Below are 15,095 nucleotides of genomic sequence, written 5' to 3'. Positions count from 1 at the left end.
AGCAAACCCTCGCAGGAAACAATGCGAACGATTTGCAAGTGTCGAGTCGCGGCAATGTAGGGTGGCAAATGAGAAAAAAACGTCAAAGAAGCCGTTAATAGTTGTCATTGCCATTCAAATTTACCGCGACTCTCTACTTTTGTCTTAACGTCATCGCTCAGGAGTGGGGGATGTAAGCCACGCTCTGGTCTTCCCGCCCGTGAAAGACCTGCTCGCCACGGGTGGGCGTGGTGGTAATGACCTGATGGTCAGCCTTCAATGCATCGAGCGGCACGGCGTCACCGGAACGGTATTGCGCCACGAAAATCGTGCGTTGCGGGTCCCACCGTTCCCCGCTGGTGCGTTCCAGCCAGGCGATCAGCGTTGCTGTGTCGCCATTGTGCGGAAAGTCCTGGATCGTTTCCGGCACGTAGTAGAACGGTGCACCACCGGTTTGCAGGTACATCGGCACTTTGTTGTCGACCTCGACCATGACCATGCGCCATTGATTCAACGGTGCCTGCTGACTGGCCTGCTCGCGAACCTGTTCGCCGAAGCGGATGACACCGCCGCCGCTGTTGGTCCACGGGTAAAGCACACCCAATATCGCGGCAAGCAACACGGTGGTGACAGCGAAACCGATCTTCAGCCCACGGCCTTCGCTGTGGCGAGCCGCCATGCGCCGGGTTACCCACCAGGCACCCAGCAGTTGCGCGAAGGGCACCAGCGGCAAGACGTAATAGCTGCGGCGACTGCCACTGGCGGTGAAGAACAGCATCAGCAGCGCGAGCCCTTGAATCAGCCAGCGGGTATCCGGTTCGATGTGCTTCCAGTTGCGCGCGGCCACCCACAAGGCGATCAACCAGCACGGTGCCCAGGGCAGGGTGTAAACCGGCAGGTAGATCAAGTAGGTGTAAATCGGCCCGAACTGATCGAACGGCTGGAAAAACCGCACAACGTTTTCACGCAGTACCAGCCCCAGGCCACTTTGTTCGTAGTTGGGCGCGCCGTAGAAGTGCGAGAGCACGAACGGCGTCATGTAAAACGCCCCGGCGATCAATATCGCCGCGAACAGGCGCAGGTTCAGGTGACGTTTCCAGCGGTGCTGGCTGAGCAGGTGCGGCAGCAGCACCAGCCCCGGCAGGATGAAACCGATCAGGCCTTTGAACAGCGAGGTCAGCGACAGCAGGCCGAAGAACACCACGTAGCGCCAGAACCGGGTGTCATCCGGGCCGCGCCAGTACCACCAGACGGCCGCCAGTACACCGCAAACGGTGAGGATGTCGGCAGTGGCGACTCGCGCCCAGAACACGAAGTAGAACGTGGTCGCCAGCATCCATCCGGCAATCAGCCCGGTGCCTTTGCGAAACAGTTGCTCGCCGATGAGGTACACCAGCCACACGCTGAACCACGCGGAAATCACCGATGACAGGCGCAACGACCAATGCCCCAGTCCACCCGTGAACCAGGCGGTGGCGGTGATCAGCCAGTACGACAGCAGCGGCTTGTCGTAATAGGGGCTGCCCTTGAGATAGGGGTCGAAATAGTCGCCGCTCTGCAACATCTGCAACGCGATGTTGGCCCAGCGGGTTTCCGCCCCCCACAGCTCACGACTGCCCAGACCGAGCAGTAACAGCAGGGCAGTCGCGGCCAGCAGAAGCAGCAACTGCCTGCGTTCAGTCCTGGTCTGGATCATGGCTGGCTCTGGCTGAAAATGAGGATTTCGATTTGCCCACGGCGGTAGTGCTTGCCGTCTATTGGCAGCAGCTCGAGTTGTTGTTCGTCGGAGGTGCTGTTGACGCGCATCACCACACCCACCGAGCCTTTTTTGCGCGCTTCGGTCATCCATTCGCCTACACCGTCGAGGCTGACCTTGCGTGACGCCATGGCCGGGTCATCGAGGCCGTACTTGAGCTCGCCAACGGTGTTGAACAGGTCGACTTGCGGGCGACGCAAGCGCCATGACAACGCAGAAGCGGCTCCCAGGTCGTTACTCAGCAACGAGCGGGTCTGGCTGAGTTCCTGCTGGTGTTCGGCAATGAACTGATCCGGCATCTTGCTGTTGACGATGGTCGCCGGCATGGCGGCAGGCAGCAGTGCGACGAGCAAGCCGATGCCCAGCGCCGGCATCGCCCACAGCGTCAGTGGGCGCACGGTTTGCAGCGCGCCGGCAATGAGCCAGCCGAGCAACACGATATAACCCAGCGACAGGCTGAACATTTCGGTGTGTTCGTAAATTTCACGGGTCGCTTGCAGGTAGATCAGTGCGACCAGCGCAGCAATGGCCAGCACCACGTTGACCACACCGTTGATGCGCAAGACGCGCCCGTTCTGGTCAGCTATCCAGTTCATTACCGTGTAGCCCATCAACAGGGCCAACGGCAGCAGGCACGGCATGATGTAGGTCGGCAGTTTGCCGCTGCTCGCGCTGAAAAATGCCAGCGGCAGCAGGAACCACAAGGCGAGGAAGGCGATTTTCGGATCGCGTTTTTCGCGCCAGGTGCGCAGCAGCGTCGAAGGCAACAGCAGGGCCCATGGCAAGGTAGAAGCAAACAGCAACGGCAGGTAGAACCACCATGGCCGTGCGTGCTGTGCGTCTTCGCCGGCGGCAAAACGCCGGATGTGTTCGTGCCAGAAGAAGAATCGCCAGAAATCCGGTTCACGGTAATGCACGGCCAGTGCCCATGGCACGCTGACCAGCGCGGCCACCGCAACGGCGACCAGGCCATAACGCACCAGCTCGCCAAAGCGTCGCTGCCAGATCATGTAGGGCAGGGCGATCAACACCGGCAGCATCAGAGCGAGGAAACCTTTGGTCATCAGGCCCATGCCACAAGCGAATCCCAGCAATGCCCAGCCGCCCAGGCGCGCGCGCGGGGTATTGCTGTCGATGGCAAACCAGATCGCCACCAGGCTGAGGTTGACCCACAAGGTGAATTGCGGATCGAGGTTGGCATAGCCAGCCTGCCCTGCGATCAGGCCGAAGCTCATATAAAGGAGGGCACAAGCGGCACTGATGCGCGGGTTGTTCCACAGGCGACGGGCCAGCAGATAGGTCAGCCAGACGCTCACGCCCGTGCTGAGCGCCGAGGCGATGCGTACGCCAAACAGGTTTTCACCGAAAATGGCTTGGCCGATGGCAATCATCCAGTAGCCGGCAATCGGTTTTTCGAAATAGCGAATCCCCATGAAGTGCGGCGCCACCCAGTTGCCGCTCTGCAGCATTTCCTGGCTGATCTGCCCATAGCGGGTTTCATCGGGAATCCACAGGCCGTGGGTCATCAGCGGCAGCAGATAAAACATCACGAATGCCAGTACCAGCCCGGGTATCGCAAAGCGTTCGATCAGAGTGCTCTGGTGGAGGCGCGGCAAATTCAACGCTGCATGGTGCAACGGTTTGTTCTCAGACGTCATGACTGGACCTTGGTGCAGTACAAAGTGTGCGTTTCAGTGTTGCGCCTGGCGATATCCGTTGCAGGCGCGGCACTGGGTTGAATGAATGCAGAGGCGAGCACGCCCGAAGGGCGTGTCCTGTATTCAGAGAACGGGTCTGCTTCCAGCGTTAAGTTCTCCTCGAAAAGACAAGCTTTAAAATGAAATATTTCCAGTTTTTCAAAGTGAAAAAAATTTCTTATTACAATTTCATAAGCACCAATAGCTCTGTGCCAGAGCATTGCCCGAGTGTTTTTTACTTGATCAAGTCTGACGATTACTTGGCCAATCGTTGCCAGCCTTCTGGGTTCATGATGCCGATTACTTCAAGTTTGCCTTGCGCATCTATTCGAGCTAAAACCGTGCTGCCATATTCGGCGGCGACCGCGCGTGGGTAACCGGTTTGCCGTTCGAAATCGGCGATGCAGCCGCTGTGGGTCACCAGGATCATGTTCTGTCCTGCGGTCTTGTGCGCCACCACCTCATTGCGCATCGTCGGGCCACAGGTTTCCAGCCATTCCGCAGCCACTGCGTCGCGACCGAACATGTAGTGAGCCGTTTGTGCAGTGCGCGTCAGCGGGCTGGTGAACACCTGAGTCTGCTGCATTCCCAGTTGCGTAAAGGCCCGGCCCACGGTGGCTGCAGAGACACTGCCCAGCTGAGTGATACCGTCTGCCGGCCCCAGGCAAACATTGCTCGAGCGGTCACAACGCTCGGCATGGCGGACCAGCGCGACGACCTCGCCAGCCTGCCAGGCTTTGACCCACTCCTGGGTGGCAGATGCGCTGACATAGCGCAGGTTGGCCGGTGAACGCTGCAGCCAGACAAAGCCACAAATCAGACTGATCACCAGCACGCCGACTGCGATGGCTGCCCAGGCACGCGGACGCGAGAGGTACGACCTCTTGGGTGCTGATTGTACTTGTGCTAATTCAACCACGACGTTGCCCCTTGTCATTCCCGAGTTCCATTCAGTTCACACGCAAAGTGCAACGTAAGCTCCAGGAGGTTAGTTACTTTACGGCGGTTTGCTTGAATGGCTGCTGAACACTACGTTCAGAGTCGTGGCGGAGCAGTGAAGAACATGTGAAAAATTTGCGAGGCAAGAGCAGGTATTAACGGAAAAGCCTATTTGATAACTAAACTCAAATAAGCGTTTTGTTTTTTTAAGTACTTAACAAGAGCGCCGGGCAAGGCGAAGCTCCGAGCTTTGGGCAACGGCGTCGCGCGGGCCCTTGCCGCCTTACCTCAGCACTGGAGTCGTTGAACCGGATGGACCTCAAGCAAAGCCTCGCCAATCGGATTGTGATTGTGTTCGCCTTGATGAGCGCGGTGGTGGCCGGTGTCTTCGCAATGGGCATTGTGGCTACCGTGCATGTCGTGGAGCACAAGTTGACCATGACCGCCCTCAGCGGTGGCTTGCGCCGGTTGTTGGCGATGGACGACATCAACCAGTGGCGCCACGAGCCGGAAAAGAGCGAACTGTTTTTTTTCGAGAACGGCCCCGGGCCCATGGCGCTGACACCGCAACTGGCGGAACTGCCCGTGGGGTTTCAAGAGATCACGTTCAACGGCGACGACTTCTATGCGATGGTCGAGGCGGTCGGCGGTCGCAAGTATGTGCTGCTGCGCAATCAGGAAAGCTTCGAACAGCGTGAGCACCTGCTGTTCGTGGTGGTGATAGTCGGGTTCATCCTCAGCGTCATGCTGGCCGTCGCGCTCGGCAGGCTGCTGGCGCGGCAGGTCATGGCGCCGGTGATTCGCCTGGCGGGGCAGGTGCGGCATCGTGATCAATTGATCGCGCTGGCGCCGGCCCTGCATCCGGATTACGCCGATGATGAAGTAGGGGAGTTGGCCCTGTCTTTTGACCAGACACTCGGCCGGTTACGCGAAACCCTGAATCGGGAAAAGCTCTTCACCAGCGACGTCAGCCACGAACTGCGCACACCGTTGATGATTCTGGCCAGTTCTTGCGAGCTGTTGCTGGCCAACCCCTCGCTGGATTCGCGCTCCACCCAACAGGTCAAACGCATCGCCCGGGCCAGTGCAGAAATGCGCCAACTGGTTGAGACCTTCTTGATGCTGGCGCGCAAGCCGGAGGAGCTCGGCACCGAATCCACTTGCACACTCAAATCTATCGCCGACGCCCAGGTAGAAATCTGGGGGCGTTTGATTGGCGAAAAGGGTCTGGAGTTTATCTACGAGCCGCAACTGGCGGGCAGCGCGCGTTATGACCTGACGTTCTTGCAGTCGGTCATGGGCAATCTGCTGCGCAATGCCTGGCATTACACCGATCAGGGCTTTGTCCGGTTGACCCTGCTCAACGACAGCTTTGTGGTCGAGGACAGCGGCATCGGTATTCCGGAAGAAAAACGTCACGCGATGTTCCAGCCGTTCGTGCGCGGTGACGAACAGCGCGGTGAAGGCCTTGGGCTGGGGTTGTCGCTGGTGCAGCGGATCTGCAGCCATCAACGCTGGCAGGTTCAGTTGGTCACTCGCGAGCCTAATGGCTGCCGTTTCACGGTCACGCTGTCGGCGGCTCAGGAGGCTGACGGGCAGCGAGCGTTGCCCGCTGCCTGATTGATCAGGGCTGCCAGGCGTTTGACGTTGTTCTGTTGCGCGGCCACCAGTTCGTCGATGCTCGGGCCGGAGGGTGTTTGCAAGGTTGAATGGCAGGTCAGCAGGGCGTTGTCCGCCGCACCGCTCGGGCGCAGACGCCATTTGACGTCGATCAGCCCATAGTGTCCGGGGATCGAGTCGAAACGCTGCACGTCGATACGCACCGAAACATTGCCGCGACTGCCGGTATTGCTCAGTTGATCGCTCAAGGCACTGCGCAATTCATCCGCCAGACTCGCCCCCCACCATTGGGTTTCCAGAATCGCCAGGCCATTGTTGCCCTGACGGATGACGATTTGCGGGCGGTCGACTTGCGGCGGCACGCTGATCCCTTCGATCGGAATCTGCGCGCCGGTCCGGGACGCCGACAGTTCCACCGGCGTCAGGGTGTGAAAATTGATCGGCTCGCTGCGGCAGGCGCCAAGGAGCATGAACGCAGCGAGCACGGTGATCTTCAGCGGTACAGCCATGGGATAGCTCCTGGGCTCAATTGCGTGGCGGTCCTTTCAGATCCAGCGGCGCTGCGTTGTCGGGACGACCGCGAATCAGCGATTCCGGATGGCGACCGAGATAGTCCGACAGCTCACGCAGCGAACGCGACATGCGCCCGAGTTCGTCGAGGGTCTCGGTGAGTTTCTCGCGCTGCGGTGAATCCTCGGCCAGGGTCGAACTGGCGGACTGCAAGGTCTTGCTGACGTCGGCCAGTGTGGTTTGCACGCCCGGCAGGGTTTTCGCATTGAACTGTTGCAGGCCTTTGCGCAGCTCGACGAGGTTGCTGTCGAGGTTGCCGGCAATCCGCTCGACCGGCAGTTTGTTGAGCTTGTCGACCACCGCTTCGAGTTTTTCCTGCAACTGTTCGAGGCTGCCAGGCACGGTGGGCAAGGCGACCGGTCGGGCCGTTGCGTCGAATGCAACTTTCTCGGCTTTCGGGAAGAAATCCAGCGCGATATACAACTGCCCGGTCAGCAGGTTGCCACTGCGGGCCTGAGCGCGCAGACCGTTGTCGACGAACGTGCCGAGCAGACGAATGCCGGCCGCTTCGTCGTTGGGATCGTGCTTGAATTCGGTCAGCATCTTTTTGTAAGCCTGGCCGAGGCGCTGCGGATAAATCACGATCCCGACGTTAAGCGGGAAGGTGCGTTTTTTCGCGTCGAAGTCGAGGTTGATTCCGACGACCCGGCCAATCTCCATGCCGAGAAACTCGACGGGCGCATCGACCTTGAGCCCGCGCAACGACTGCTCGAAACGCAACACCATGTACTGCGCCTTGCCGTTGGGCGGGGCGAGTGCGGTCTGCTGATCGGCGAACAGTTCGAAATCCTTGTCTTCGCTGGCGGCCACATCGTTGGGGCTGTAATCCGGCGCGCGGAAGGCAATGCCGCCAACCAGCATGGTGGACAGCGATTCGGTCTTCACCGCGAAGCCATTGGCGCCGACATTGATGTCGATGCCGCTGGCGTTCCAGAAGCGCGTGTTTTCGGTGACGAACGCGTCGTTCGGTGCGTGAATGAACACTTCGATGTCCACGCCTTTGCCCTCGGGATTGAGGGTGTAGGTCACGACCTGGCCTACCGGAATCTTGCGGTAGTAAACCGGGGAACCGATATCCAGTGAGCCGAGATCCGAGGCATGCAGCATGAAGCGCTTGCCCGGTTCGCCGTAAGTGATCGGCGGCGGATTTTCCAGCCCCTTGAAGTGCTTGGCGCGGTTGTTGGCCTGGCCGATGTCGGCGCCGATATAGTCGCCGGAAAGCAAGGTATCGATGCCCGAAACGCCGCCGGCACCGATGCGTGGGCGCACAACCCAGAACTCCGAATCTTCGCGGGTGAAGGTTTCGGCCTGTTTGACCAGTTTGATTGTGGCGTCGACGCTCTTCTGATCGCCGCTCAATTCGACATCCGTCACCTGACCGATCACCACACTGCGGTATTTGACCTCGGTCTTGTTGGCAACCAGGCCGCTGCCAGTCTTGAAGTTGACGACGATGGTCGGGCCTTCCTGCAGCAGGTTGTGCACCACCAGCGATATGCCGACCAGCACCGCGACGACCGGGACGATCCACACCAGGGAGATGCTGAAACGCCGGGTCTTGATCGGCGCGTGGCCCGGTGCTCGTGGTTCATCGGCGGCTGACGACTTCATCCATGTCCTCCTCGGTTTTGTGGATGCTGAGCGTCAGGAACGCAAAAGCACTTCATCAATATAGAAGTGCTTGGCGATAGAGCAAATTCACGGGCTGATGCGGATTTGTGCAGGCGCTGTCGCAGGCTGCGATCTCTTGATTTTAAAGATCAAAAGATCGCAGCCTTCGGCAGCTTCTACAGGGGCGAGCGTTAGCCGAGGATTTCGCGCAGGCGATACCAGAACATGCCCAATGCCAGCAGCGGTGAGCGCAAGGCCGGGCCGCCGGGGAAGGTCATGTGCGGTACCGCGCTGAACACGTCCATGCCCTGACTGTGGCCGGCGTGAATGGCCTCGCCCAGCAGCCTGGCGCACCAATGCGTGACATTCAGACCGTGACCGGAATAACCCTGAGCGTAGAACACGTTCGGCTGTTGCTTGAGCCGCCCGACCTGCGGAAAGCGGTTGGCGGTAATGCCAATCTTGCCGCCCCATTGATAGTCGATGCGCACGTCCGCCAGTTGCGGGAAGACCTTGAGCATTTTCGGGCGCATGTAGGCGGCAATGTCCGCCGGATCGCGACCGGAATAGTGACAGGCGCCGCCAAACAGCAGGCGTCGGTCCGCCGAGAGCCGGTAATAGTCGAGGCCGACTTTCTGGTCGCACAACGCGAGGTTGTGCGGGATCAATTGCGCGGCGCGTTCCTCGGACAGCGGCTCGGTGGCGATGATGTAACTGCCGGCGGGCAGGACCTTGCCGCTGAGTTGCTGCTCGAGTTCATTCAGATGCGCGTTGCAACCCAGCACCAGACTGCCGGCACGAACGCTGCCGGTGGCGCAGCGCACTTCAACCGTTTCGCCGTGGATGATCTGCTGGACCGGGCTCTGCTCGAAAATGCGTACACCGAGGGACGCCGCCAGACGCGCTTCGCCCTGCACCAGATCCAGCGGGTGCAGATGGCCGGAGCCCATGTCGATCAGACCGCCAGCATAGACATTGGCGTTGACCACTTGCTGACGGATTTGCTCGGGGCCGACCATTCGGGTCTCATGGCGGTAGCCGAGTTCGTCGAGGCTGACCTGTTCGTCCTTGAACGCCGCGAACTGCGCCGGGGTGTTGGCCAGTTCGCAGAAGCCCCAACGCAGGTCACACTCGATGGCATGCTCGGTGATGCGCTGGCGCACCAGTTCCACGGAGTCGATACCGGCGCGTTGCAGATAACGCACGCCGTCGTTGCCGACGTAACGGGCAAAGCCTTCAACTTCGTGACCGATACCGCGAATCAACTGACCGCCGTTGCGTCCGCTGGCGCCCCAGCCGATGCGCCGGGCTTCGATCAACACCACCGACAGCCCGCGTTGCGCCAGCTCAATCGCGATATTGACCCCGGTGAAGCCGCCGCCGATCACGCAGACATCGGCGGTGAGGTCACCGTCGAGTGCCGGCCAGGGCGTACTGGCCCGGGCCGAAGCCGCGTAATAGGAGCGGGCGTGTTCTTGCGTGTACTGATTCATTTGTTCGACTTCACTTTGCTCCAGGACCGGGTCATCAGACGCATGATCGACTGGGGCGGGGTAGAGGAGATGTAGAGCTTGTCCAGCACTGCCTGGGACGGGTACACCTCGGGATTGTTCACCAGCGCCTGGTCCATGTACTGCTTGGCGGCCGGGTTCGGGTTGGCGTAACCGACCGAAGCGCTGACCTTCGCAATCACTTGCGGATCAAGCAGGTAATTGATGAAGGCGTGGGCCTCCTTGGTGTTGCTGGCGTCGGCCGGGATCGCCAGCAGATCGAACCACAGGTTGGCGCCTTCTTTCGGAATCGCATAGGCGATGTTCACCCCATTCTTGGCTTCCTTGGCGCGATTGGCCGCCTGGAACACGTCGCCGGAGTAACCGAAGGCTACGCAGATGTCGCCATTGGCCAGATCGGAAACGTATTTCGAGGAATGGAAGTAAGTGATGTACGGGCGGATGCTCAGCAGTTTGGCTTCGGCTTTTTTGTAGTCTTCCGGGTTCTCGCTGCGTGGGTCCATGCCCATGTAGTTGAGGATCGCCGGGAACACTTCGTCCGCCGAGTCCATCATCGACACGCCACATTGGGTGAGCTTCTTCAGGTTCTCCGGCTCGAACAGCACGGCCCAGGAATCGATGTGATCGATGCCAAGCACTGCCTTGACCTTGTCGACGTTGTAGCCGATGCCGTTGGTGCCCCACAGGTACGGTACCGAGTGCTGGTTGCCCGGGTCGTTCTTTTCGAGCAATTCGAGCAATTTCGGGTCGAGATTTTTCCAGTTCGGTAGCTGCTCGCGATCCAGTTTGAGGAACGCGCCGGCTTTTACCTGACGGGCGAGAAAGTGGTTGGACGGCACCACCACGTCGTAGCCGGTGCGACCGGCGAGGAGTTTGCCTTCCAGGGTTTCGTTTGAGTCGAACACGTCGTAGATCACCTTGATCCCGGTCTTGGCCTGGAAGTCGGCGAGGGTGGTTTCACCGATGTAGTCGGTCCAGTTGTAGACGCTGACCTGGGGCTGGGCCAGGGCTGCGGTGCTGCACAACAGCGCCAGTGCGGCGGGAACCATGGATTTCAATAGACGCATATCGACACCTCTTGGAGTTATTGGAGTTTTTCGGGTGAGCACGGCCCCTTGTGGGAGCTGGCTTGCCAGCGATAGCGGTGGGACAGTCGATAATGATGTCGACTGTGCCGACGTAATCGCTGGCAAGCCAGCTCCCACAGGGTTTGTGGGTGTTGCTCAGACGCTCAGTAGCAGGAACTCGCGCTCCCAGGAGCTGATTACGCGCTTGAAGTTTTCATGCTCGGCGCGTTTGACCGCGACGTAGCCGCGCACAAACTTGTTGCCAAGGTATCGGGCAACGGTGTCGCACTCTTCCATTTGCGTCAGCGCGTCTTCGATGGTGATCGGCAGGCGCAGGTTGCGGCGTTCGTAGGCGCGGCCTTCGACGGCGGCACTCGGTTCGATGCCTTCGACCATGCCGATGTAGCCACACAGCAGGCTCGCGGCAATCGCCAGATACGGGTTGGCGTCGGCGCCCGGCAAACGGTTCTCCACGCGCATGGCTTCCGGCCCGGAGGTTGGTACACGCAAACCGACAGTGCGGTTTTCTTCGCCCCACTCGACGTTGACCGGTGCCGAGGTGTCCGGCAGGAAGCGGCGGAACGAGTTCACGTTGGGCGCAAACATCGGCAGTACTTTAGGAATGTACTTTTGCAGGCCGCCGATGTGATGGCGGAACAAGTCGCTCATCTTGCCGTCGGCATCAGCGAAAATCGGCTTGCCCGTGGCGATTTCCACCACGCTCTGGTGCAGGTGCATGGCACTGCCGGGTTCGTCGCCAATCGGTTTGGCCATGAACGTCGCGGTGACGTTGTGCTTGAGCGCCGCTTCGCGCAGGGTGCGTTTGAACACGGTGATCTGATCGGCCAGATCCAGGGCGTCGCCGTGACGGAAGTTGATTTCCATCTGCGCCGGGCCGTCTTCGTGGATCAGCGTGTCCAGATCCAGACCTTGCAGCTCGCACCAGTCGTAGACGTCTTCGAACAATGGATCGAACTCGTTGGCGGCGTCGATGGAGAATGACTGCCGACCGCTTTCGGCACGGCCCGAACGCCCCAGTGGTGCCTTGAGTGGCAGGTCCGGATCTTCGCAGCGCTGGGTCAGGTAGAACTCCATTTCCGGTGCAACGATCGGCTTCCAGCCCTTGTCGGTGTACAGCTGCAGGACTTTTTTCAGCACGTTGCGCGGCGACAGTTCGATTGGATTGCCGAATTTGTCGAAGGTGTCGTGGATGACGATGGCGGTCGGCTCGATGGCCCATGGAATCACATACACGGCGTCGCTCACCGGTTTGCAGACCATGTCGATGTCGGCCGGGTCGAGCAGGTCGTAGTAGATGTCGTCGTCGACAAAATCCCCGGTTACCGTTTGCAGCAGCACACTTTCCGGCAGGCGCATGCCTCGCTCATGCAGGAACTTGTTGGTCGGTGCGATCTTGCCGCGGGCGATGCCGGTCAGGTCGCTGACCACACATTCAACTTCGGTAATCTTGTGATCTTTCAGCCATGTGAACAGCTGATCGAAAGGGGCATTCATAAAGACCTCGTTATTGGTTTTATAGACGCCGGGGAGGGCGGGTTTCATCTTCCGCCCCTTCCCCTGTGGCGCGTTGACGACTATCTTGGGCGTGCCTTGCCGTTCCATCTATCCACTTTAAGCAGCACCAAAGCGCACCAAAAGAGTGCGCAAGGTCTCCCATGACAACGTGTAATCCGCTTCAGGTTCAGGCGTTCAATACCGCTGATGTCACCGAACAAATCCGCGCTACGCCGGGTTGGGTTCAGCATTACCAGCAGATGTCGCCCGGGCATTTCGCCGGGCAGATCCGCTATCTGGATCTGGAAGGTGTGCAGGTCTACGAAGAACAGATGAACACCCGCGTCGAGCAGGCATTCAGTGCGCCATCGGGTGCGTTAGCGTTCTGTTTTGATCGCAGTGACAACGCGCTGTATTTGCTTAACGAAGACAGCCGCAACATCTGGATCACCCCGGAGAACTACCAGGAAATCGCCGTGGTGTTCGGCCCGCAATTCGTCCGTGAACACGGTCTGGATGTGGCGAAACTCGAGGGATTGTTCATGGCGCCGCTTAACTGCGGGCAGAACGCCTTGTTCAGTCGCTGGTTAAGCTCAACACTCACGAAGTTGTCGCAAGCTGTTGATCCGTTTGATAAAAACTCGTTGACGCAGCAGCTGCTCGAAGACTGTCTGTTCATTCTCGACAACGCTCACACCCGCCTTGATCGAGGCGGTTTGCAGCGTCGTACTGAAGAGCGGACGATCATGAAGCGAGTAGGGGAATGGGCAGCGGATTCGCCGGAAGAGACTGTCAACCTGCTTGAGCTTTCGAAGGTGGCAGGGGTGCCGTTGCGTCAATTACAGCAGGCGTTCAAGGCTTACACCGGCATGACCCCCAGCCACTGGCTGCGCCTGCGCCGGCTTAACAGTGCACACCGCGAATTACTCAATCGCCGGCCCACGGAAACCACCGTGGCCGAAGTGGCGATGAACTGGTCGTTTTGGCATCTGGGGCGGTTTTCCAACAGTTATCGGGCGCTGTTCAAAGAGCTGCCGAGCGAGACTCTGAAGCGTTAGCGATGTGGTGCTTAAAGGTTAGCAAAGTGGGCATACGCGGACTCCCCGTTGAATGACCCGCTACTCGCAGGAGTTGAACGTGGGACGCTAGTTGTCGATCCTTTTCAGTAGATCTGTGAGTAATCCCGCGACATGTGTTAGTGCTTTATCTTTCTCTCTGCGCTGATTCCAAGCTAGATGAAGCCTGAACCCGTTAACCGGAATAGGCACGGGTAACACGCTCAAATCGCCGGTCACCGATAACACCCGCGATGGCAGCATGGCAATCATGTCTGAACCGCGCAGCAGTTCGGGGACCATTCCAAAAGATGGCACCACCAGCCCGATGCGCCGGGTCATGCCGAGCTGTGCAAGTTCGTCATCCAAAGGGCTGTTGGCCTCACCGATTCCCGATACCAGAATGTGAGGGTAGGAGAGCCACCGGGCGAGATCGAATCCCGGGATAGCCGGATGGTCATGGCGCAGAGCAATGACATAGTTTTCGTCGAGCAACCACTCACAATGAATGTCTGCGTCGGGCCCGGAGAAGACCGAAACAGCGATGTCGGTTGTTCCATCCATCAGGGCGGCGCGAGCGGCCTCGGCCCCTCGCCAAGGTTGAACCACGATCGCAATACCCGGTGCCGTTTCGAGGAGCGCGCGTTGCAATGATGTGATCACCAACAATGCGGGGTAGTCGGCCATCGTAATACGCAGCGTTTGCTTGATATCTGACAGCGGCACCTCGGGTAGATCGACCAGATTGCGCACGTCAGAAAGCAATGACTTCAACGGCAAGCGCAAGGATTGTGCTTTCGGCGTCAGGCGCATGCAGCCTCGACCGCGCTCCAGCAATGGGTCGCGAAACAGATGGCGGCAACGTTGCAGCGCGGCTGAAGTAGCTGGCTGGGAAAGAAAAAGTCGTTCGGCAGCACGGCTGACATGCGCTTCATCGAGAAGCGCATCCAGTATGACCAGCAGGTTGAGGTCCAGCGATCGTAAATTCATGCAGTCGATAATAGATTAGACATTTCATCGATTAGATTATTTAGAAGAGCACGGTGATCATCTACATCATCCAAAACGTTGGAGAGGGTGATGACCCAAACTCTTCTGCTGCTTTTTCATCCCGATTTAAACCGATCAAAAGCCAATGCTGCTTTGGTGCGTGCCGTCGAACCGCTGCCTGGCATGGAAATCGTCGACATGAGCGCCGCCTGTCCCGAAGGCCTCGATCTTTCACGCGATGGTGAGCGAGAAGCCGCCCGGTTGCTCGCCGCCGACCGGATCGTACTTCAATTCCCCATGCAGTGGTATTCGAGCCCGCCACTGCTCAAAGCCTGGCAGGACGCGGTGCTGACACGCATGTTCTACATCGCCTATGAGTCCGAGGGGCGGCGCCTGGAAGGCAAACCCATCATGATCGCCATTACTGCTGGGAACACTGTTGGGGCCTATGCCTCAGGCGGACGCAATATGTACACGATGTCGGACTTGCTCGCACCGCTGCGAGCGACGGCGCACCGGTGCGGATTGGAATGGGGCGAACCCTTTGTCCTGTATCAGGCCGACAAACTCTCATCTTGCGAACTGGAGTCGGCTGCTGAGCAGTATGCAGAATATCTCACACGCTGGATCGCAAGCTCCAAACATCATCCCAAGGACTGACAAAGCTCGAAAGCATCTGACGCACTCAGGACGACGGGGCCCGACGTTTTACTGCGTCGGTGTTCGCGAAAGGCAGAGAAGGCTTGGCAGAGGAGAAACTGGCCTGCAAATCGCTTCTGCCCATT

General features: G+C 59.1%; 12 protein-coding genes. 3 read left to right on the top strand and 9 right to left on the bottom strand.

The window, feature by feature from the left end; translation table 11 throughout:
- Positions 1–157 precede the first annotated feature (157 nt).
- The 3 genes from AB1J88_RS07340 to AB1J88_RS07330 form a co-directional block, all read right to left on the bottom strand.
- Entirely contained in the window at positions 158–1,675 is a 1,518-nt protein-coding gene (locus AB1J88_RS07340) for an ArnT family glycosyltransferase (protein WP_430290630.1), read from the bottom strand.
- Complete coding sequence (arnT, locus tag AB1J88_RS07335) at positions 1,672–3,393, bottom strand: lipid IV(A) 4-amino-4-deoxy-L-arabinosyltransferase (RefSeq protein ID WP_174376806.1); 1,722 nt, start codon at positions 3,391–3,393, stop codon at positions 1,672–1,674. Before arnT ends, AB1J88_RS07340 begins: the two co-directional genes overlap by 4 nt.
- Before the next feature lie 295 nt (positions 3,394–3,688).
- Positions 3,689–4,369, bottom strand: a complete 681-nt coding sequence (locus tag AB1J88_RS07330) for a histidine phosphatase family protein (RefSeq protein WP_174376805.1) — start codon at positions 4,367–4,369, stop codon at positions 3,689–3,691.
- Positions 4,370–4,683: 314 nt separating this feature from the next.
- On the opposite strand from AB1J88_RS07330, the gene AB1J88_RS07325 reads away from it, so the two are divergent.
- Positions 4,684–5,991: a sensor histidine kinase gene (locus tag AB1J88_RS07325; protein WP_430290629.1), complete on the top strand. Its 1,308-nt coding sequence runs from the start codon at positions 4,684–4,686 to the stop codon at positions 5,989–5,991.
- Here the strand turns inward: AB1J88_RS07325 and AB1J88_RS07320 are convergent.
- The 5 genes from AB1J88_RS07320 to AB1J88_RS07300 all read right to left on the bottom strand — a co-directional run bounded on the left by AB1J88_RS07320 (position 5,952) and on the right by AB1J88_RS07300 (position 12,265).
- Entirely contained in the window at positions 5,952–6,500 is a 549-nt protein-coding gene (locus AB1J88_RS07320; RefSeq protein WP_430290628.1) for a PqiC family protein, read from the bottom strand. The genes AB1J88_RS07325 and AB1J88_RS07320 overlap by 40 nt on opposite strands.
- 16 nt (positions 6,501–6,516) lie before the next feature.
- Complete coding sequence (locus AB1J88_RS07315; RefSeq protein ID WP_430290626.1) at positions 6,517–8,172, bottom strand: intermembrane transport protein PqiB; 1,656 nt, start codon at positions 8,170–8,172, stop codon at positions 6,517–6,519.
- A 191-nt stretch (positions 8,173–8,363) separates the two neighbouring features.
- Positions 8,364–9,665 carry an NAD(P)/FAD-dependent oxidoreductase gene (locus tag AB1J88_RS07310; protein ID WP_430290625.1) on the bottom strand — a complete coding sequence of 434 codons (1,302 nt, stop codon included), beginning with the start codon at positions 9,663–9,665 and terminating at the stop codon, positions 8,364–8,366.
- Positions 9,662–10,750: a polyamine ABC transporter substrate-binding protein gene (locus tag AB1J88_RS07305; protein ID WP_041063835.1), complete on the bottom strand. Its 1,089-nt coding sequence runs from the start codon at positions 10,748–10,750 to the stop codon at positions 9,662–9,664. The genes AB1J88_RS07310 and AB1J88_RS07305 overlap by 4 nt, the downstream gene beginning before the upstream one ends.
- A gap of 156 nt (positions 10,751–10,906) precedes the next feature.
- Entirely contained in the window at positions 10,907–12,265 is a 1,359-nt protein-coding gene (locus AB1J88_RS07300) for a glutamine synthetase family protein (protein ID WP_041063837.1), read from the bottom strand.
- Positions 12,266–12,426: 161 nt separating this feature from the next.
- Between AB1J88_RS07300 and AB1J88_RS07295 the strand changes: the two genes are divergently transcribed.
- Positions 12,427–13,323: a helix-turn-helix domain-containing protein gene (locus tag AB1J88_RS07295; protein WP_041063839.1), complete on the top strand. Its 897-nt coding sequence runs from the start codon at positions 12,427–12,429 to the stop codon at positions 13,321–13,323.
- An 87-nt stretch (positions 13,324–13,410) separates the two neighbouring features.
- Here the strand turns inward: AB1J88_RS07295 and AB1J88_RS07290 are convergent, their stop codons facing one another.
- Positions 13,411–14,310, bottom strand: coding sequence for a LysR family transcriptional regulator (locus AB1J88_RS07290; protein ID WP_041063841.1), 900 nt, complete (start codon positions 14,308–14,310; stop codon positions 13,411–13,413).
- 90 nt (positions 14,311–14,400) lie between these two features.
- On the opposite strand from AB1J88_RS07290, the gene AB1J88_RS07285 reads away from it, so the two are divergent.
- Positions 14,401–14,970 carry an NAD(P)H-dependent oxidoreductase gene (locus AB1J88_RS07285; RefSeq protein ID WP_430290624.1) on the top strand — a complete coding sequence of 190 codons (570 nt, stop codon included), beginning with the start codon at positions 14,401–14,403 and terminating at the stop codon, positions 14,968–14,970.
- Positions 14,971–15,095: the final 125 nt, after the last annotated feature.

The sequence above is a fragment of the Pseudomonas sp. S8 genome (assembly GCF_050473925.1).
In the GTDB taxonomy this organism is placed as follows: domain Bacteria; phylum Pseudomonadota; class Gammaproteobacteria; order Pseudomonadales; family Pseudomonadaceae; genus Aquipseudomonas; species Aquipseudomonas parakoreensis.
This window is presented reverse-complemented; position numbering and strand designations above follow the sequence as displayed.